18 protein-coding genes are annotated in these 19,124 nt (G+C 66.7%); 10 read left to right on the forward strand and 8 right to left on the reverse strand.

Annotated elements, in window-relative coordinates; all coding sequences use genetic code 11:
• Positions 1 to 65: 65 nt before the first annotated feature.
• Positions 66 to 1,634 carry a GMC family oxidoreductase gene (locus AZC_RS04935; RefSeq protein WP_012169494.1) on the forward strand — a complete coding sequence of 523 codons (1,569 nt, stop codon included), beginning with the start codon at positions 66 to 68 and terminating at the stop codon, positions 1,632 to 1,634.
• Positions 1,635 to 1,723: 89 nt separating this feature from the next.
• On the opposite strand, the gene AZC_RS04940 is transcribed toward AZC_RS04935, so the two are convergent.
• Together AZC_RS04940 and AZC_RS04945 are read right to left on the reverse strand one after the other, a co-directional pair.
• Entirely contained in the window at positions 1,724 to 2,026 is a 303-nt protein-coding gene (locus AZC_RS04940) for a ribbon-helix-helix domain-containing protein (protein WP_012169495.1), read from the reverse strand.
• 73 nt (positions 2,027 to 2,099) lie between these two features.
• Positions 2,100 to 2,975 carry a LysR family transcriptional regulator gene (locus AZC_RS04945; RefSeq protein ID WP_043878911.1) on the reverse strand — a complete coding sequence of 292 codons (876 nt, stop codon included), beginning with the start codon at positions 2,973 to 2,975 and terminating at the stop codon, positions 2,100 to 2,102.
• A gap of 152 nt (positions 2,976 to 3,127) precedes the next feature.
• On the opposite strand from AZC_RS04945, the gene AZC_RS04950 reads away from it, so the two are divergent.
• Positions 3,128 to 4,318 carry an MFS transporter gene (locus AZC_RS04950; RefSeq protein WP_012169497.1) on the forward strand — a complete coding sequence of 397 codons (1,191 nt, stop codon included), beginning with the start codon at positions 3,128 to 3,130 and terminating at the stop codon, positions 4,316 to 4,318.
• A 57-nt stretch (positions 4,319 to 4,375) separates the two neighbouring features.
• On the opposite strand, the gene AZC_RS04955 is transcribed toward AZC_RS04950, so the two are convergent.
• A complete protein-coding gene (locus AZC_RS04955) occupies positions 4,376 to 4,900 on the reverse strand; it encodes a DUF1269 domain-containing protein (RefSeq protein WP_012169498.1) in 525 nt (174 codons plus the stop codon).
• Between the two features lie 328 nt (positions 4,901 to 5,228).
• Here AZC_RS04955 and AZC_RS04960 point away from each other — a divergent pair, with 328 nt between their 5' ends.
• From AZC_RS04960 to AZC_RS04980, 5 genes are all read left to right on the forward strand, one after another.
• The gene (locus AZC_RS04960) at positions 5,229 to 6,143 is read left to right on the forward strand and encodes a hypothetical protein (protein ID WP_052285859.1); all 915 of its coding nucleotides are present in this window, start codon (positions 5,229 to 5,231) and stop codon (positions 6,141 to 6,143) included.
• Positions 6,136 to 6,801 (forward strand): chromate transporter, encoded by a 666-nt coding sequence (locus AZC_RS04965; protein WP_070096997.1) that lies wholly within the window; start codon positions 6,136 to 6,138, stop codon positions 6,799 to 6,801. The genes AZC_RS04960 and AZC_RS04965 overlap by 8 nt, the downstream gene beginning before the upstream one ends.
• Positions 6,801 to 7,322 carry a chromate transporter gene (locus AZC_RS04970; RefSeq protein ID WP_043878912.1) on the forward strand — a complete coding sequence of 174 codons (522 nt, stop codon included), beginning with the start codon at positions 6,801 to 6,803 and terminating at the stop codon, positions 7,320 to 7,322. Before AZC_RS04965 ends, AZC_RS04970 begins: the two co-directional genes overlap by 1 nt.
• Positions 7,323 to 7,425: 103 nt before the next feature.
• Positions 7,426 to 7,830 (forward strand): response regulator, encoded by a 405-nt coding sequence (locus AZC_RS04975; RefSeq protein ID WP_012169502.1) that lies wholly within the window; start codon positions 7,426 to 7,428, stop codon positions 7,828 to 7,830.
• The gene (locus AZC_RS04980; protein WP_043878913.1) at positions 7,823 to 8,230 is read left to right on the forward strand and encodes a response regulator; all 408 of its coding nucleotides are present in this window, start codon (positions 7,823 to 7,825) and stop codon (positions 8,228 to 8,230) included. Before AZC_RS04975 ends, AZC_RS04980 begins: the two co-directional genes overlap by 8 nt.
• A gap of 3 nt (positions 8,231 to 8,233) precedes the next feature.
• Here AZC_RS04980 and AZC_RS04985 read toward each other — a convergent pair whose 3' ends face one another.
• The 3 genes from AZC_RS04985 to glmM form a co-directional block, all read right to left on the reverse strand.
• Positions 8,234 to 8,932, reverse strand: coding sequence for an outer membrane protein (locus AZC_RS04985; protein ID WP_043878914.1), 699 nt, complete (start codon positions 8,930 to 8,932; stop codon positions 8,234 to 8,236).
• 189 nt (positions 8,933 to 9,121) lie between these two features.
• A complete protein-coding gene (locus tag AZC_RS04990; protein WP_043878915.1) occupies positions 9,122 to 10,369 on the reverse strand; it encodes a serine hydrolase domain-containing protein in 1,248 nt (415 codons plus the stop codon).
• A gap of 22 nt (positions 10,370 to 10,391) precedes the next feature.
• Positions 10,392 to 11,735: a phosphoglucosamine mutase gene (glmM, locus tag AZC_RS04995; protein WP_012169506.1), complete on the reverse strand. Its 1,344-nt coding sequence runs from the start codon at positions 11,733 to 11,735 to the stop codon at positions 10,392 to 10,394.
• Between the two features lie 219 nt (positions 11,736 to 11,954).
• Here glmM and AZC_RS05000 point away from each other — a divergent pair, with 219 nt between their 5' ends.
• Both AZC_RS05000 and AZC_RS05005 read left to right on the forward strand, forming a co-directional pair.
• Entirely contained in the window at positions 11,955 to 12,956 is a 1,002-nt protein-coding gene (locus AZC_RS05000) for an adenosine kinase (RefSeq protein WP_012169507.1), read from the forward strand.
• On the forward strand, positions 12,953 to 14,251 hold the full coding sequence (locus AZC_RS05005) for an ATP-dependent DNA helicase (protein WP_012169508.1): 1,299 nt from the start codon (positions 12,953 to 12,955) through the stop codon (positions 14,249 to 14,251). Before AZC_RS05000 ends, AZC_RS05005 begins: the two co-directional genes overlap by 4 nt.
• Positions 14,252 to 14,261: 10 nt before the next feature.
• Here the strand turns inward: AZC_RS05005 and AZC_RS05010 are convergent, their stop codons facing one another.
• Both AZC_RS05010 and AZC_RS05015 read right to left on the reverse strand, forming a co-directional pair.
• A complete protein-coding gene (locus AZC_RS05010) occupies positions 14,262 to 14,993 on the reverse strand; it encodes a transporter substrate-binding domain-containing protein (RefSeq protein WP_052285860.1) in 732 nt (243 codons plus the stop codon).
• Between the two features lie 53 nt (positions 14,994 to 15,046).
• Positions 15,047 to 15,892: a sterol desaturase family protein gene (locus AZC_RS05015; RefSeq protein WP_052285861.1), complete on the reverse strand. Its 846-nt coding sequence runs from the start codon at positions 15,890 to 15,892 to the stop codon at positions 15,047 to 15,049.
• A gap of 186 nt (positions 15,893 to 16,078) precedes the next feature.
• Here AZC_RS05015 and AZC_RS05020 point away from each other — a divergent pair, with 186 nt between their 5' ends.
• Positions 16,079 to 19,123 (forward strand): DUF4114 domain-containing protein, encoded by a 3,045-nt coding sequence (locus AZC_RS05020; protein WP_043878916.1) that lies wholly within the window; start codon positions 16,079 to 16,081, stop codon positions 19,121 to 19,123.
• Position 19,124 lies beyond the last annotated feature (1 nt).

Here is a 19,124-nt window from a genome sequence, read left to right on the forward strand (position 1 = left end):
CGAACGGGCGCCGCCACCAAAGAAAAGACCGACAGGGAAACGCCAAACAGCCGGGAGGAACGTCCATGGCTCAGTTCGACAGGAACGATGACAGCGTTGTGGTGATCGTCGGCTCAGGAGCTGGCGGCGGCACGCTGGGCAATGAACTCGCCCAGAAGGGCATCAAGGTGGTGATCCTCGAGGCCGGGGCGCGCAACGAGATCCAGGATTTCGTCAATGACGAATGGGAGAGCTTCGCCCAGCTCGCCTGGACCGACATGCGCGTTGCCTCCGGCTCGTGGCGGGTGGCGCGGGATTTCCCGAACCTGCCGGCGTGGATCGTGAAATCCGTGGGCGGCTCCACCGTCCATTGGGCGGGCGCCTCGCTGCGCTTCGAGCAGCACGAGTTCAAGGCCGCCTCAGCCTATGGCGGCATCAAGGGCGCCAACCTCCTTGACTGGCCGATCACCAAGGCGGAACTCGACCCATATTACGCCAAGGCCGAAGACAAGATGGGGGTGACGCGCACCAACAACATCCCCGGCCTGCCCGGCAACAACAACGAGAAGGTGCTGGAGGCCGGCGCCCGCAAGATCGGCTACAAGGACTTCTCCACCGGGCGCATGGCCATCAACAGCCAGCCCCGCGACGGGCGCGGCTCCTGCCAGCAGATCGGTTTCTGCTTCCAGGGCTGCAAGTCCGGCGCCAAATGGTCCACGCTCTATACGGAAATCCCCAAGGGCGAGGCCACCGGCAATCTGGAAGTGCGGCCCAACTGCCACGTGGCGAAGATCGAGCACGACGCCAATGGCAAAGTGACGGCGGTGGTCTATTTCGACGAGACCGGCGCCACCCAGCGGCAGAAGGCCCGCGTGGTCGCTGTGGCGGGCAATTCCATCGAAAGCCCGCGCCTGCTTCTCAACAGCGCGTCCAGCCTGTTCCCGAACGGCCTTGCCAATTCCTCGGGGCAGGTGGGGCGCAACTACATGCGCCACGTCACCGGCTCGGTCTATGCCGCCTTCGAGAAGCCGGTGCACATGTATCGCGGCACCACCATGGCCGGCATCATCCGCGATGAGGCGCGGCACGATCCCGGCCGTGGCTTTGCCGGCGGCTACGAGATGGAGACGCTCTCCCTCGGCCTGCCCTTCATGGCCGCCTTCCTGAACCCCGGCGCGTGGGGCCGCAGCTTCACCTCGGCCATGGAGAATTATCCCCGCATGGCCGGCATGTGGCTGGTGGGCGAGGACATGCCGCAGGAGAAGAACGCCATCACGCTGGACAAGGAGGCCAAGGACAAGTTCGGCCTGCCGGTGGCCAACGTGCATTATGACGACCATTCCAATGACGTGGCCATGCGCAACCACGGCTACCAGCAGGGGGCGGCGCTCTATGAGGCGGTGGGGGCGGTGCAGACCTATCCCACCACGCCCTATCCCAGCACGCACAACCTCGGCACCAACCGCATGAGCGAGAAGCCGCGCGACGGGGTGGTCAACAAGTTCGGCCAGTCGCACGACATCAAGAATTTGTTCGTGTCGGATGGCAGCCAGTTCACCACCAGCGCGGCCTGTAATCCCACGCTCACCATCGTCGCCCTCGCCATCCGGCAGGCCGACCACATGGCCGAACTGATGCGCCGGCGCGACATCTGACGGGTACGTCCGGCGGCAACGGCCGACGTGGACACCGTGACCCAAGTCGGATGGCCGGGCGTCTCCCGGCCATCTAAGCCCGCCTTCCTCTACTCCGCGGCCATCAGCGGCTGTCCGCCGATCGGCTGGCCGGCCTTGCGCGAGATATAGATGAGGCAGGAGCAGCGCAGCAGGGAGGCGAGGTTCTGCACCTCGCCCCGGCAGTCCAGCACCTCGTCATGCAGCGTGGTGATGAACTTGGCGACGCTGCTGCCTTCGCTGGCGGCGATCTCCTCCAGGATGGTCCAGAAGGTATTTTCGAGCCGGACCGAGGTGATGTGCCCGCCGATCCGGATGGAGCGCGTCACCGACTGGTAATTTTCCTGGGGCTGATGTGCGAACATGTGGCACATGCGACCCTCCCACGTTCGTTTTGCCAAAGGCTAAGCCAATCGGCGGAAGCGAACAACCATCGTCCGCCCACGCTCAGGCCCGCAGCCGCGCCGAGAGCGCCTCGATGAACAATCGCACCTTGGCGGGCACGAGCCGCCGCGTGGGGTAGACCGCCCAGATGGCGAGCGTTTCCGGCTCGCCGTCCGACAGGTGGATCGCCTCCAGACGCCCATCCGCGATTTCCTCGCGCACGTTCCAGAGGGAGAGGTTGGCGATGCCGAGGCCGGCGATGCAGGCCTGGTGCAGCGATTCCATCGAGGACGAACTGTAGCGCCCGCTCGCCTTCACGCGCACGCTGCGGCCCTCGCTGGCGAAGGTCCAGTGGCTGCGGTTGGGCGTGGTGAGGCATTCGTGGGTCTTGAGGTCCGCCATCGTCTGCGGCCGTCCGTGCCGGGCGAGATAGGCGGGGGAGGCGATCAGCAGGCAGGGGTTGTCGGCAAGGCGGCGGGCGATCAGGGTGCTGTCGCCGAGCTGCGCAATGCGGATGGCCAGATCGATGCCTTCCGCCACCACGTCGACGACGGTGTCGGAGATCATCACATCCACGCGAACCTGCGGGTTGGCCTCCATGAAATGGGCCACCACGGGATTGATGATGCGCCGGGCGAAGGCGGCCGAGCAGGAGAGGCGCAGGAGGCCGGTCGCCTTGTCCTCGGGCGAGCAGATGCTGGCGATTGCCGCCGCCTTTTCCTCCAGCAGCGTCTGCGCATGGGGCAGGAAGACCTGCCCTTCGTCCGTCAGCGTCAGGGCCCGCGTGGTGCGGTGGACGAGGCGGACGCCCAGTTCCTGCTCCAGCGTCGCGAGGTGGCGGGAGGCCGCCATGGGCGAGATGCGCAGACGCCGGGCCGCGGCGGCAAGGCTGCCGGCGGCGGCCGTCTCGGCGAGCACGGAAAGGGCGATGAATTCCATTGTATCAAACCTTGATATAATCGCGTAACACAGTCAGTCACTGGATCAAAACGCGTTATGGAGTAGCTTCCGCTCCGACTGGATTCCGGCGCGATGCCGGAACCCGCCGCCGGGCACCATCGGGCGTCCCGGCCGGATCGGGAGATCAAGACATGACAATGGGAACCACGATGGATGGTGCGGCCTCTGCCGGGCTTGGGCGCGGCACCACCTTTGCCATGGCGGCCGCAGCCGGCATCGCCGTCGCCAACATCTATTACAACCAGCCCATGCTGGCGCTCATGGAAGCGGCCCTGCCGGGCCCGCTGACCGCCGCCGTACCCACGGCCACCCAGCTCGGCTATGCGGTGGGGCTGTTCCTGCTGGTGCCGCTGGGTGACCTGATGGAGCGGCGGCGCCTCATCGTCATCCAGTTCGGCGTGCTGGCGCTCGCCATGGCCATGGTGGCTCTGGCACCTACGGCCGGGCTCGTTCTGGCGGCGTCCTTCCTGGTGGGGCTGGCCTCCACGGTGGCGCAGCAGATCATCCCGCTCGCCGCTCATCTCGCGGCCCCCGCCCGCCGTGGCGCGACCGTCGGCACGGTGATGGCCGGGCTGCTCACCGGCATCCTGCTCAGCCGGACGCTGGCCGGTTTCGTTGCCACCAACTGGGGCTGGCGGGACATGTTCGGCCTCGGAGCGCCCATGGCGCTGGTGGCCGGCGGCCTGATGGCCCTGACGCTGCCCGCGAGCCGGCCGGACAGCGGCCTCGGCTATGGCGCGCTGATGCGCTCCATCCTGCATCTGTGGCGGGAGTTCCCGGCGCTGCGCATCGCCGCGGTGACGCAGGGGCTGCTGTTCGCCACCTTCACCGGCTTCTGGACCATCCTCGCCTTCCGGCTTCAGGCGCCGCCGTTCGGCCTCGGCGCCGACGTGGCGGGCCTGTTCGGCATCGTCGGCGCGGTGGGCATCCTCTCGGCGCCGCTGGCCGGGCGCATCGCGGATCGCCACGGCCCGTCCCGCATGGTGCTCGTCGGCGCGGTGGTGACGCTGGTGTCGTTCGTGGTGTTCGGCGTGTGGGGTTCGCTGGCGGGCTTGATCGCCGGCGTCATCCTGCTCGACTTCGGCGTGCAGGCGGCGATGATCTCGAACCAGCACATCGTCTTTGCCCTGCGTCCCGAAGCCCGCGGCCGCATCAACACGCTTTACATGGGCAGCATCTTCATCGGCGGTGCCTCGGGCTCTGCCGGCGCGACGCTTGCCTGGTCCTTCGGCGGCTGGGGCGCGGTCTGCGTGCTTGGTGCGGTGCTCGGCCTTCTCGCGACGGTGCTCCAGATGGCCCGGGCGAAGTCCGCCGGCCACTGACTTCAGGATCCTTCGAGGGTCGGGCCCGCCGTGCGTCGCACGGCGGGCCTTTTCGTATCAGGCGGCGGGCGGCGTCGGGGCTTCGCCCGCATTGGCCGGCAGGCCGGCGAGAGCGTTGCGCAGGGCCTGCTCCTTGCTGTGGTCGAGTGAGGTCTTCAGCACCACGCCGCCGAAGCCCTTGATGTCCTCCAGCACCTTGTCCGCGGTCATGGACTTGATGAGGACGAAGAGGGCGGCATTGCCGGGCGCGATGGAGCCGGCGAGATCCTTCATGAAGGCGTCGTTGACGCCGAAGTCCGAGAGGGCACCGGCGAGCGCACCCGAAGCGGCGCCGATCGCCGCGCCGACCACCGGCATCAGGAAGATGGTGCCCACGAGCAGGCCCCAGAAGCTGCCGCCCAGCGCGCCGGCGGCGGTGGTGTTCACGAGCTGGTTCAGCTTGATGTGGCCATCCTCGCTCTTGACCGCGATGACGGCGTCCTCGAGGGCGATCACATACTCCTTCTGCAGCGCGATCAGGTGCTGACGGACCTCTTCGGCCTTCTGTTCGGAGGGATAGACAATAACGACGAGGTCGGACATCGGGGACACTCCGGTTGCGGACGCTGGAGGACGGCCCGGCCGGATGGCATCCATCCGGGCTCAAGAATCGCCCTCGAACTCTCATGATAGAGAACGCAGGACCTGCCCCGCTTGCACGCAAGCAGCGCAGTGCGCGCTCCACGGTGATGGCACACCGCCTTGATCCGAGTGTGACACGATCGCCGGCCGGGTACAGCGGGGCGTCTCGCCGCTGGCCGGATTCTCACGCGCGCACCGTTCGCTCCATAGCGGAGGAGAGGGCGCTTTCCAGCCGGGGGAAGTGGCACTAATCTACCTAGCAACAAAGGCTTGTGAAGGAGTTGGGGCGATGGGGGAAACAGGGCCGGAGGCCAAGGCCGAGACCACGCCGCGCCTGTATGCGGACGGCCATCCGCTGGATGAGATCCACTACATCGAAGCCAAGATCATCCTGAACGGCAACCGCTTCACCAGCGTGAAGAATTTCTTCGACTTCGCCAAGATCGTGCGCAAGGTCGCCAAGGAGCAGGGAGTCGATTTCGACAGCACGGAAGTGGAGGGCATGCGCCCCCAGATCCGCGAGGTGCTCTTCCTCGATACGAAGGATTTCAAGCTCTACAACAACGCCTTCATCCTGCGGCGCCGGATCAATTACGAGGATGGCTTCCCCGTCGGCGACCCCGAGATGGTGTTCAAGTTCCGCCATCCCGACCTTGAGACGGCGACGCTGTGCGACGTGCGTCCGCAGATCCCCGGCGAATACCGCATCAAGTTCAAGGAAGAACTGCTGCCGCTGAAGGACCGCATCGGCGGCATCCGCACCCTCTTCTCGCACAATGTCGAGTTCAAGTACCGGCCGGTGAACCTCATGGAGGATCCTAGCTCCTCCGACTATCTCACCCGCGTCTTCCCCGCGCTGGCGCCGGTCTTCGCCGGCAGCAAGGAGCGCATCTCGCTGGTGAACCACACGGCGGTGGAAGAGGTGCTCCAGCAGCTCGGTACGCTCGATTTCGGCAAGGGCGTCCTCGCCGCCTGCAACGTGGCCGTCTGGCGCACGCGCGGCGACCAGCACCAGTTGGTGGGCGAGTTCTCCTATCAGGCCCGCATGGAGCGCCGCGCCGCCGTGAGTGCCAAGGCCATCGAGCGTTCCAACGCCTTCTTCAACGCCCTCCAGCATGCGGCGCAGGACTGGGTGGCCCTCGGCATGACCAAGACCGGTGCCGTGTACCGGCTGAAGGGCGCGCCCCCGCATTCCCATGAGTGACGTTCTGTCCGACGGCGCACCCTGCGAGGAAACCATCGTCCCGCAGCCGAGCGTGCTCACCATCTTTCTCGTCTTCCTCTCCATCGGGGCGACGAGCTTCGGCGGCGGTGTCGTGGCCTATCTGCGTTCCGCGCTGGTGGGTCGTCACCGCTGGGTGGATGACGAGACCTTCCTCGAACTCCTGTCCATCTGCCAGAGCCTGCCGGGGCTCAATGCCTCCAACATGGCGATCCTGGTGGGCGACCGGCTGAAGGGCACGGCGGGGGCCGCCGCCGCGCTGGTGGGCATCTGCCTGCCCGGCGGCATCATGATGGTCGCCGCCGCGCTTCTCTACAGCACCAACGAGAGCAAGGGCGGCGTCGTGAACGCCATGCTGCACGGCGTCTCCGCGGCGGCGGTGGGCATGGTGCTGGCGGTCTCCGTCCAGCTCGGCCTCAAGACGCTGAAGCGTTATGCGGATCTGGTGTTCGTCGCCCTCACCATCATCGGCGTCGAGGTGCTGCACCAGTCGGTGCTCGTGGTGCTGGCGGTGGTCGGGGCTCTCGCGATCATCTGGTACCGGCCCGGCGGTGCGCCGCACGGGGGCGATCTGTTCGACCGCTTCACCAAGCCCAAGCCGAAGCCGCACCACGACCTCGATCACCACGGAGGCGTGTGATGGGCCAATTGCTCCCGCTCGTCGCGGTCTTCTCCTATCTGTCCCTGCTCACCGTGGGCGGCGGCATGGCCGCCTTTCCGGAACTCAAATACCTGACGGTGGATGTCCACCACTGGCTGACCTTCCCGCAGCTCATTCATCTCTACAGCATCGGCCAGATGGCGCCGGGGCCGAACATGATGATGATCGCGGCGGTGGGCCAATGGGTGGCCGGGCCGCTCGGGGCCATCCTCGTGACCGCGGCCTTCTTCCTGCCGACCGGCATCCTGACACTTCTGGTGGGTCGCCTGTGGGTGCGCCTCGCCGGCTGGCCCTGGCGGGCTTCCATCCAGCGGGGTCTCGGGCCGGTCTCCATCGGCCTGCTGCTCGCCGGCGTCATCGCCATCGGCAAGGGCGCCGTTACCGGCTGGGAAAGCGCAGCGATCGCAGCGGGGGTCTTCCTGATCCTCATCATCACGCGCATGAACCCGCTGCCGCTCATCGGCCTTGCCGCCGTGATCGGGGCCTATGCGTTTCGATAGAGCCGCCGGGTCAGCGCAATCAATCTGACCGGTTTGTACTTCAAGCGGGAACCAAGCCATTCCGGCCGCGTTAAGGCCGGAGTGGTTTGAGTGAGAGTGTCGGATGGCCAGCGCCGCCCATCGTCCTCTGGTGTCGGGGGGACCCCGCACCGTGCTCGTTGCGGAGGACGATCCTTTTCTGCGGATGCTGATCGCGGATGCCCTCCGCGAGGCAGGCATGCGTGTGATCGAAGCCGTCTCCGCAGACGATGCGATGACGGTCCTGTCCGCGGATATCGCCGTGGACGCCGTGCTGACCGATGTCCGCATGCCGGGCACGATGGATGGTGTCGCCTTGGCAATGAGGCTGGCCGTCGAATATCCGTGGCTTCCTGTCTTTGTGGCCTCCGGAGACCTCGATCCGGTCATTGCGGGAACGCTTCCCGCCTTCATCGCCAAGCCCTACGACATCAATGCCGTCGTGGCGCTCATCCTCGAACGGGTGAATCGCGAGGTGGCCGATGAATGAAGCCGTGATTCCGGAAAGCCAACCGAGCATCATGGTCATCGACGCCGACGTGCTCGTGCGGCACGTTCTGGCGGAATATCTGCGCACGTGCGGCTATCGCGTCATCGAGGCGGCCAGCACGGATGAGGCGGCCGCCTTTATGTATGAGGCGGGTCTCACTCTGGAAGCGGTGATCACGGATGCGCAGGCGCCGGGTGCCCTCGGCGGGTTCGCCTTTGCGCGCTGGATGCGCGAGGCCCATCCGGAGGTGGACGTGATCCTCTCCGGCACGCCCGAGAAGTCGGCCGACGAGGCCGCCAACCTGTGTGACCAGGGCCCCCATCTGGCCCGCCCCTACGAGCCGCAGAGCGCGCTTGATTACATCAGGCGGCTACGGGCCGCGCGCACACGGATCATCTGAGCTTCAGTTGAAGGTGCGCCGCAGGCCGATGCGCAACTGGTGCGTCGCCATGTCGTCGATGCTGTAGGGGACACCCGTGTAGGTGGTGAACTCCTGCGTGCCCATGGCGGCGTAGCGGTAGCTCACGTCGAGTGACCAGTCCTGCGCGAAGGACCAGGCGACGCCCGCAGTGGCGTTCCAGGCGAAGCCGACGTCCGTCTGCCCCCAGCCCGCCGGCGCGAAGAAGGGCTTGAAGCGCACGTTCGCCATGCCGAAGCCGACGCCGCCGCCCACATAGGGCGTGATGTTGGCGATGGTGAACATGTCCCAATAGAGATTGGCCATCACCGCGCCGGTGTGCAGGGAATTCACGCCCAGCGGCCGGTCGGCGGTCAGCGCCAACATGTAGTCCGCGGTGATGTCGCCCCGCAGCCAGGGCAGGAAACGATAGCCGACGCCCACGCCGAACGTGCGGGCGGTGTCGGTCCCGGAGTTCGCCCGCGTGGCGCCTGCGACGCTCCCCTGCACCCCGCCCACGCCGAAGTTCGTGCGCAAATACCATTGCCCCGCCGTCGTGCCGGCGGTGGCGGGGCCATCGTCATCGAGGGTCGGCAGCGCCAGTGAGAAATCGCCGCTGCGCCCGAGCCGGGGCAGGGCGTCGTCTGCCGCATGGGCACCGCCGCAGGCCACGGTAAAAACGCCGATCAAAACGCCGATACGCATCGGAAGGTCCAAACTCGAGCGGCAGGGAGCCGATTCGTTTCGAAGAATGAAGCAGAAGAATTTAACTTCTGCTTAACCCTACCGAATTGCCTTCTCGCAGCAAGGCGCGCGGTTCATGGGTCCTCGCCTGAACACCGGCATTTTTGCTCGAAATACCTTTGTACCTCTATCATCAAGGTGTGGCGCCATTCACCAGCTCCCGTAGCGCGCAACAATGCCGCGGAAGAGCGCGCCCCGCTCGGCACCGAGATGCGCGCCGCTCGCGTCGCCGGCGGCGTCCTTGCCGACGGCGGTCTGCACGATGACGAGCTTGAGATCGGGATCGACGAAGATCGACTGGCCGTGAATGCCCAGAAGAGCGAAGCGCCGGTGGCTGCCGGGCCAGAGCCACACCTGGAGGCCGTAGCCGACATATGTGCTGCCGTGCCAGTTCATCCGGCCCGGCCGGAAGGCCTCCGGCTGGCGCTCGGCCGCCGTCATGTCCAATAAGTGCTCCCGCGAGAGCACGGGCTGCCCGGCCACCATGCCGTCATCCGCCAGCAGCAGGCCGAGGCGGGCATAATCATGCAGGGTCGCATTCAGCCCGCCCTGTGCGATCTCCACGTGATCGGACCGGTTGAGGATCCAGCTTGCCGGGGATTCCGCGCCCATGGGCTGCCAGAGGGTGCGTTCCACATAATGGCAAAGGGTGTCTCCGGTGGCCGCGCGCAGCACTACGCCGAGCGCCTGCGTCTGCGCGCCGGCATAATTGAAGGCTTCTCCGGCCGGGACGGCGCGCTCGGTCACGCTCTTCAGGGCCGCCACCGTTCCCGTCCGGGACATGATCCGGTTGAAGGCGGCGCGGTCGTCGCCCGGCGTGTAGGTCTCGGTGAAGCGGGCACCGGATGCCATGCGCATGAGATCGACCAGCCGCGTCCCGCCATAAAGCGAGCCGGAGAGTTCCGGCACATAGTCCTGCGCGCGGTCGTCCAGCGAGCGGATGCGGCCTTCCTCCTGCGCCTTCAGGATGGCGAGCGCGGTCACCGTCTTGGACATGGAATTGGAGAGGAACCGCATGTCCGGCGTGCGGTCATAGCCGTAGCGCTCGGCAACGATCGCCCCGTCATGCAGGACGATGAGGCCGGTGATGCGCTGGTGCGCCATATAATCGTCGAGGGTGTAGTCGGCGCCTTTGTAGCGATAGGTCAGCGGCGCGCCGGCCGGGGCGGCCGGCAGGGGACGGGGAACCGCCGCGGGTGACATCCGGCAGGTCTCGGCAATCTTCTCCATGCCGCTGAAGGAGCCGACGATATAGGGCTCCTGCCGCGTCTGCCCCAGGCTGGGGGCGACAGGATAGCCTTGCGCCTTTCCCAGCACATCCTCATCGGGAGAGGCGGCGGCAGGGCAGGCTGCCGCCAGCATCGAGATCAGAAGGAGCGCCCGCCGTCCAAACCGCATCGCGCGCACTCCTCCGCGCTCGTCAGGCCGCGACCTTGCGCAGCGCCTCGATCACTTCGTCCACCACGCCTTCCACCAGCTCGAAATCATCGCCCTCGCCCATCACGCGGATGACGGGTTCGGTGCCGGAGGGACGGATCAGCAGGCGGCCGTGATTGGCGAGCCGCCGCTCGGCATCGGCAATGGCGCTCTGGACGTTCTCGTGTTCCAGCGGCTTGCCGGAGGAATAGCGCACGTTCTTGAGCACCTGGGGCAGCGGGTCGAAGCGGTGGCAGACCTCCGACACCGGACGCTCGCTGCGCGCCACGACTGCCAGCACCTGAAGGGCAGCCAGCAGGCCATCACCCGTGGTCGAATAGTCGGAGAGGATGATGTGGCCGGACTGCTCGCCGCCCACGTTGTAGCCATCCGAGCGCATGCGCTCCAGAACGTAGCGATCGCCCACCGAGGTGCGGGCCAGCGTCAGGCCCTCGTCCTTCAGATAGCGCTCGAGCCCAAGGTTGGACATGACGGTCGCGACGATCCCGTCCCGGGACAGCCGGCCGTCTTCCTTGAAGGAGTGGGCGACCACGGCCATGATCTGGTCGCCGTCCACCACATGGCCCTTCTCGTCCACGATGATGACGCGGTCAGCGTCGCCGTCGAGCGCGATGCCCACGTCCGCGCGCACTTCCCGCACCTTGGCCGAGAGGGCGGCGGGGGAGGTGGAGCCCACGTCGCGATTAATGTTCAGGCCATCGGGCTCGACGCCCATGCTGATGACTTCGGCGCCCAGTTCCCAGAGCGCATCGGGCGCGACGCGGTAGGCGGCGCCATTGGCGCAGTCCACGACCACCCGCAGGCCCTCGAAGGACTGGTCGCGGGGCAGGGTGCGCTTGGCATATTCGATATAGCGGGCATGGACGCCCTCGACGCGCCGGGCGCGGCCGATGTCCATGGGCTGGGCGAGCTTCTTGGAGAGATCCTCGTCGATCAGTTCCTCGATCTCATGCTCGATCTGGTCGGAGAGCTTGAAGCCGTCGGGGCCGAACAGCTTGATGCCGTTGTCGTCGAAGGGATTGTGCGAGGCGGAGATCATCACGCCGAGGTCGGCGCGCATGGAACGGGTGAGCATGCCCACGGCCGGCGTCGGCATCGGGCCCAGCAGCAGAACGTCCATGCCCACCGAGGTGAAGCCGGCCACGAGCGCGTTCTCGATCATGTAGCCCGAGAGGCGGGTGTCCTTGCCGATCACCACCCGGTGGCGGTGTTCGCCCCGCCGGAAGGCGAGGCCGGCCGCCATGCCGACGCGCAGGGCGAGATCGGCGGTCAAGGTCGCATTCGCCCGGCCCCGCACCCCGTCCGTTCCGAAATACTTGCGCGCCATGTCCGACCGGTCCTTCCCCATTCATTGCAGCCTGATGCGTTTAGCATCGACACGTGCTGCCCGCAGTCACGTTTTGTGAGCGAGATTAACCGACAATCTGCGGCTTTGGTCGCTACCATATGACCGTTGGTGCGCTGCTCTCCGCTTGGTCATGACGTTTGCGCAGGCAACGCCATGATGCTAACCCCGCAGCCACGCATTTTCTGGAGCTTCCCGGCCGTGTCGTCCCATACTCTCGACGTTCTCGCCATCGGCAACGCCATCGTCGATGTCATCGCCCGCGCGGACGAGGCCTTCCTCGCCGACCACGGCATGCCCAAGGGCTCCATGAGCCTCATCGACGAGGCACGGGCCGAGCAGCTCTATGGCGCCATGGGGCCCGGCATCGAGATTTCCGGCGGCTCGGCGGCCAACACGGCGGCAGGTGCGGCCTCGCTCGGCGCCCGCGCCGGCTTCATCGGCAAGGTGCGGGAGGACGGCCTCGGCAAGACCTTCGCCCATGACATCCGCGCCGCCGGCGTCGCTTACGGCACGCCCGCCGCGAACGAGGGTCCCGCCACCGCCCGCTGCCTCATCCTGGTGACGCCGGACGGCGAGCGCACCATGAACACCTATCTCGGTGCGGCGCAGAACCTCACCACTGCCGATATCGATGCTGCCAGCGTCGAAAGCGCAGCCGTGACCTATCTCGAAGGCTATCTGTGGGACCCGCCGGCGGCCAAGGAGGCCTTCCTCGCCGCCGCGAAGATCTCACACACCGCCGGCCGTCAGGTGGCGCTGACCCTTTCCGACGCCTTCTGCGTCGATCGCTACCGGGCGGAATTCCTGGACCTCATGCGCAACGGCACTGTCGATCTCGTCTTCTGCAACGAGGGCGAGCTGAAGTCGCTCTATGAGACGGCGGACGTCGATTCCGCCCTCGTGCAGTTGCGCCGGGATGTGGCTTCCGCCGTGGTGACGCGCTCGGAGCGCGGCGCCCTGTTCGTGGCCAAGGATGCGGTGGTCTCCGCCCCCGCCCATGCGGTGGCGCAGGTGGTGGATACGACGGGCGCGGGCGATCTCTTCGCCGCCGGCTTCCTCACCGGCTACACCCGCGGCCTCGATCCGGCGACTTCGCTGCGCATCGGCGCGCTCGCCGCGTCCGAGATCATCTCCCACATGGGCGCCCGGCCCGAGCGCAACCTGCTCGACTACGCCCGCGAGACCGGTCTGCTGCCGTGAGCCTTGTGCCGGCGCCGGAAGATGGCGCCGTCCGCGCGCTCCGGCACATCGATGCGGGAGCGCGGGCGCTGCTGGTGCTCGGCGGTGCCGGCACGGGCAAGACCACCTTCCTGCACGAGCTGCGCAAGACGCCGCGTGGGCGCCAGGTTTTCCTCGCGCCCACGGGCGTTGCCGCCTTGCAGCTCGGCGGCCAGACGCTGCATTCCTTCTTCGGCATTCCGCCGCGCATCCTCCAGCCGGAGGAGGTGAAGCCGCGCGTTCAGGTGCGCCGGCTTCTGAAGAAGCTGGACCGGCTGGTCATCGACGAAATCTCCATGGTGCGGGCGGACCTGCTCGATACGGTGGACCGCACCCTGCGCATCGCCCGCGAGAGCAACACGCCCTTCGGCGGCGTGCAGGTGGTGCTGGTGGGCGACTTCCTCCAGCTTCCGCCCGTGGTGCCCTATGCGGAGCAGGAGATCCTCGAGCATATGGGCTACGAGGGACCCTTCGCCTTCCATGCCAAGGTGCTGTCCGATCATCCCGTGGCCCGCGTGCCCTTCACCGTGGTCCACCGCCAGCAGGACGACGCCTTCATCGGCCATCTCTCCGCCATCCGGCGCGGCGAGCGGCTGAACGAGGCGCTGACCGCGCTGAACGAGGCCTGCGTGCGACCGCACCGGTCCGGCGTGCTGCCCGTTCTGCTCACGCCCACCAATGCGCGGGCGGATGCCTATAACCAGCGCGGCCTTGCGGCCTTGCCGGGTGGCGAGCGGCAGTTCGAGGGGGTGCTGAAGGGCGAGTTCGGGCTTGATGGCGACCGCCTGCCGGTGCCCGAACGCCTCGTGCTGAAGACCGGCGCCCGCGTGATGGCGCTGCGCAACGATCCGGCGCGCCGCTGGGTGAACGGCTCGGTTGGTACGGTGACAGGCATCGGCCCGCACAGCGCGCTGGTACGGCTCGATGGCGGCGGGTCGGTGGAGATCGAGGCCTTCACCTGGGAGCGCATGCGCTACGTCTTCGACGAGAAGACGGGGAAGATCGAGAGCGACGTGGTGGGCACCTACACGCAGCTTCCGCTGGTGCCGGCCTGGGCCATGACCATGCACAAGGCGCAGGGCCTGACGCTGGAAGACGTGCGCATCGACTTCGACAACGGCGCCTTCGCGGCGGGGCAGGCCTATGTGGCCCTCTCCCGCGCCCGCTCGCTGGCGGGCCTGTCGCTGGTGCGGCCCATCCGGCCCTCGGACATCAAGGTGGACCGGCGGGTCGCCGCGTTCGTGCGCGACTTCGAGGCGAGCGCGCTGGCCGGCTGAGGCCCGTCGCTCAGGCGGGCGTCAGCCCGACAATGCCGTGGCGGGAGACGGCCTGCGTGATCACCGAAGCGGCGCTCTGCGCCACGAAGGCATTGATCGCCGGCAGCAGGGGCGCCAGAGCGTGCGGCACTGCGAAGCCATGGTGGATGGTTTGGAAGCTGTGCGGCATCAAGCGCCCGCGGGGCATGTCCGGCAGCCGCCCGGCGAGCATGGTGGCGAGGCCCGCCACGGCATCCGCTTCCCCGGCGTTGAAGCGCGCGATGGATTCGGCGAACGAGGCGGTCTTGACGAGGGTGGCCGCTTTCAGCGTCCGGCTGAGGTAAAGCTCGTAGCCGCTGCGATCCATGGCGGCGAGGCGGAAGCCGGGCCGATCCAGTTCCGCCAGAGAGGTCTCGGTGTAGGCGGCGTCCACCACGCAGGTGGCCTCGATCCGCGTCATCGGCGCGGCAAAGGCAACGAATGCCTCGCGCGCCGGCTCGATGGCCAGAATGGTGACGTCCCACGCATCCGTATTGGCATCCGCCACCACATCCGGCGGCTGGGCATAGGAGCGGATGTCGAGCCCGAGGCCGAAATGGTCCGCGAGCGCGTGCATGAGGTCCGGTCCGAGGCCCACAGGCGCGCCCGCGTCATCCTGCGTGGTGAACAGCACGTTGCCGAAGTTCAATGCGGCCCGGATGCGCTCCTGCGGGAACACCGCTCCAGAGGGCAGCCGAGCCGCCTCGCCCGTATGCTCCGTCATTCTGTTCCGTCCCGCTGGTTCTGATGCTCTGCCGGCAGGCCTTGAGCCGGCCCTCACTCCGCCTTGGCGGCCTTGGTCTCGCCCTGCGCCGTCGGCGCCTGCATGTGCGCGGGCTCGAAACTCTCCAGCGTCGCGTCATAGCGCGGGTGCAGCGTGCCCATGAGCCGGTCCCACCAGGAGAAGGTGTGGCCGTAATTGTATTTGAAGTGCCCGTGGTGCTGGTCATGGAAGACCGTGGAGGCAAAGGGGAAGGGCGTGCGCCCGGCTGGCGAGGCGAAATGCTCGAAGCCCGCATGGCCCAGCATGCCGCTTGCTTGGTCATAGAGCTTCTGGAGCACCAGCATCTGCCACGGGATCGGCAGGATGAAGGGGAGGATCAGATAGAAGGCCTGGTTGAGAAGGCCCTCCATGAGGCTCTCGTGATGGTTCGTCCAGACCGTCGGGGCGACGCTTTTGTGGTGGAGGGCATGGAAGCGGTACAGCGGCTTCCAGTGCAGCAGGCGATGGATCCAGTAGAACCACGCATCATAGAGCACCACCGAGATGGCCAGCATCAGCGGGCCGGACCACCAGGTGAGCGGCAGAGGCGAGATGGTCCACCCCTGCGCCTGAGCGAACAGGCCGCCGGAAAAGCAGAAGGCGATGATGGCGATGGAGCCGGGCGCATGGGCCAACTCCTGCCACTTGCGCTTGTTGATGCGGTTCTTCTGGATGCGCCGTTCGGGATGGCGGGCGTTCATCACCTCGAAGAACGTGCCCACCGTCACCAGCACCACGAGGATGCCGGCGATGACAAGGCCGTAGAGTGCCGCGAAATCCCAGGCGAGGCCCTTCCAGCCGAGGGCGGGATCGCTGGGGGAAAGGGGCGCCAAAAGCGAGGAGATCTGGAAGAGGCTCATGAACCGGCTCTGGCTGCCTTCTGGGATGCCGGACACTAGCCGAGAGCGCGCCAGCCATCAAACGTGCAAGCTCCGGGCGAGACACGGCTTTGCCATGGGTGGTATGGTATTAGTACGTTTCCAGCTCGCCGGCGCGGTTACGGCATCTTGTCGCGCCGGTGGCTCATAGCGTGGGGTGGGGCCCGCATGGCGACGACTTACACGGCCGTTCAGAACACGACCTATTTCGATTACTCCAGCTACCAGCTCGCGACCTCGGCGCAGGTTTCCGCGCTGGCGGCTGTGCCGGCCACCAACCTCTCCGCCACGAACCTCGGCCAGGTCCAGTCGCTTCTGACCCAGACGATGTTTGGCAACGCGAAGGCGGCGCCCCCGGCGGATACCAGCCTTCCCGCCCCGATTCCGCTCGTGGCGGTCGCCGACCTGACCACGCAAACGGGCCTCAACGACCTTGGTTTCATCGATCAGGATCAGGGCAGCAGCGAGAACGGCTACGCCTTCCAGCTGAAGGTTGCCGACATTGCGTCGTCCACCATCACCGTGGGCCTCGTTGTCAACCGGAACGCGGACCCGACGGCGCTGCTGTCCATGCCATGGGCGGACCGGCAGGTGGCGCTGGCGGATCAGACCGCCGTGTGGGCCACATATGGCGGCAGCAAGTTCTATTCCGGCGTTCAGTCCACGGTGGAGAGCCTGACCGGCGCCTCCACCCTCACCGTCGAAGACGGCTACAATTCCTCGGCAGACTCCCGCACCGTCTGGCTCAACCTGACGCCGGCTCAGTTCAAGACCTTGTTCAACACGGACCTGCTCGTCTACGCCGGCGCCAATCAGTTTTACGGCAGCTACGTCAATTACGCGTGGTCGGGCAATCTCTCCCTTCCGTCCAACATCCAGTCGCAGGTCTCGGGCATCTGGGTGTCGACCCTTACTCCCACGCCCTATGGCTCGCCTACCCCCAATCCGGCCGCTCCGGTTGCGCTGTCACAGGGCGCGCAGAGCCCCGGCAACAGCCAGACGGGCGCCAACGAGTCGAATCCCACGCCGACGCAGGTGGCGGAGGCCTACAATTTTCCGCTGACCAGCAAGGGCGTGGTCACAACGCCCATCGGCCTCGTGGAGGGCGGCGTTCCGGCAAATCTGGAAACCGCGCTGAACGCCTACCGCACCTCGGTGCTGGGACTGCCGGCTTATACGGGCAGCCAGTTTCAGATCATCAGTGGCGCCAATGCGCGTATCGGAGTGGGAGATCCTGGCGAGGAATCGCTGGACGTGTCGATCATCGCCGGAGCCGCGCCCAATAGCCAGCAGCTCTATTACGCCTATACCGGCAACCAGACCTTTGTCGGTTATCAGAATGCGATCTTCGATAGCGTCAACAACCCATCCGTCCTGAGTTCCTCATTCACCGATCAGCAGCGCTTCTCTCCGAACTCACCCTTCGCCAGCGCCTATCAGGGCCTGTTCGTGGATGCCGCCCTGAAAAACATGTCGGTGTTCCTGTCCTCCGGCGATGGCGGCTCCGGCGGCGAATATGGCGCTGGCACGGCCATGGGGCGCCCCTCCCATAGCTCGCCTTATGCCGTCATTGTCGGTGGCGCCTCCATCTCGAACCTTCAGACCGCCAGCGGCGATCCGACACTCAGCAGTCTGTACACGGCCGGCATGACCAATGATCCGGTCACGCTGATGGCGCTCACCGCGTCCGGCATGAAGGTGCTGCCGCAGCACATGACGGCAGAGACCTACAGCATCTTCGTGCAGACGGTGTGGAATACCTATTCCGTGAACGGGGAGTCGATCAATTCGAGCTATGCCAGCAACAGCGCCAGCACCGGCGGCATCAATGCGGGATCGCTCATTCCCTCCTACCAGACGGACTTCGGCCTGACGCCCACCAACGCCCAGGGCGAGACGGGCCGGGGGCTGCCGGATGTCTCCGCACTGGCGGGCGGCAATTCCAAATACAGCATTCTCAACGGCGGCGCGTCTGCCGGCACCAGCGCCGCGACACCCCTGTGGGCCGCGCTGACCGCGCAGATCGACACCATCTTCAAGGATCAGGGCCTGCCGCAACTCGGATACTTCAACGACCTGCTCTATCAGGCGGCGGCCATCGCGCCCGGCTCCTTCAGCGACGTGACCATCGGCAACAACACGTCCACCTATTACCTCTACACGGGAACGGAAGCGGACAAGCCTTATGTGCTGACGCAAAGCGGCACCAAGGTCGTTCCCACGGGCCTCGGCTATCCGGCCTCCGCGGGCTACGATCAGGCAACCGGCCTCGGCACCCCGAACGGCCTCCTGCTCGCGCGGGCCCTCAGCACCATCGCGCACAGCCAGTTCGACGCTCATCCGGCGGCTCCCGTGCTGACCGGCATCGGTGATACGTCGGCACAGAGCGGTGCCGCCCAGAGCCTGCTGGTGCAGGCGACGGGGGCGCTCGGCGCCTATGAACTGAATGACGGTGGCCATGTGGTGCAAGGGGTGAGCGAGGGCAATGCGCTGGCCTGGAGCAGCCGGTTGGCGCAGCAGGTGATGCAGAAGGACTTCGATCCGGATCTCGTGCGTCTTCTGGATGGCGGTGCGCAGGCAACGCCCACCACGGTCCACGCCGATGCGGGCGCGTCACTCAGCAGTTCGGTGGCCGGGCTGCCGCTGGGGCTTTATCAGGCGGATCTCACGTCGCAGTACGGCTTCGCGTCGTTCGGCGGCGTCTCTTCGGGCGTCACGGTGGCGCGGCCGGTTGCGGTGGCCGACGTGGCCGATGACGGCGCGGCGCATCAGGCCGTCGTGCGGCTCCGCCAGAACGGCGTCGATGCCACCAGCCTCATGCTCTACAAGGTGGATGATCTCTCCGGGACGGTCGACGGCATCGCGCCCGGCGACCCGGGCTATGCCGCCGCGGCTGCGGCCCATGCCTATGTGGTCGGGGGAGCGGCCGGTCCCGTACCGGACCCGGGCTACGGCAATTATACGGAGGCCGTGGTGAATGGGGTCCATCACGGCGATCTTGTCGCCATGGCCCTGACCAACGGTACGCAGACCTATTGGGGCTTCCCGCCGGCCAATGAGAGCGTCGGCGGTGCGTCTGTCACCCATCTGTGGAGCTACGGGCTCAACACCTTCGGCTTCGAGGACACCTTCGGTGGCGGCGACCGGGACTATAACGACCTGATCGTGCAGCTGGATTTCACCAGCCTGCAAGGTCACGGCTGGATCGCCTGAC

The organism is Azorhizobium caulinodans ORS 571, from assembly GCF_000010525.1.
Classification (GTDB): domain Bacteria; phylum Pseudomonadota; class Alphaproteobacteria; order Rhizobiales; family Xanthobacteraceae; genus Azorhizobium; species Azorhizobium caulinodans.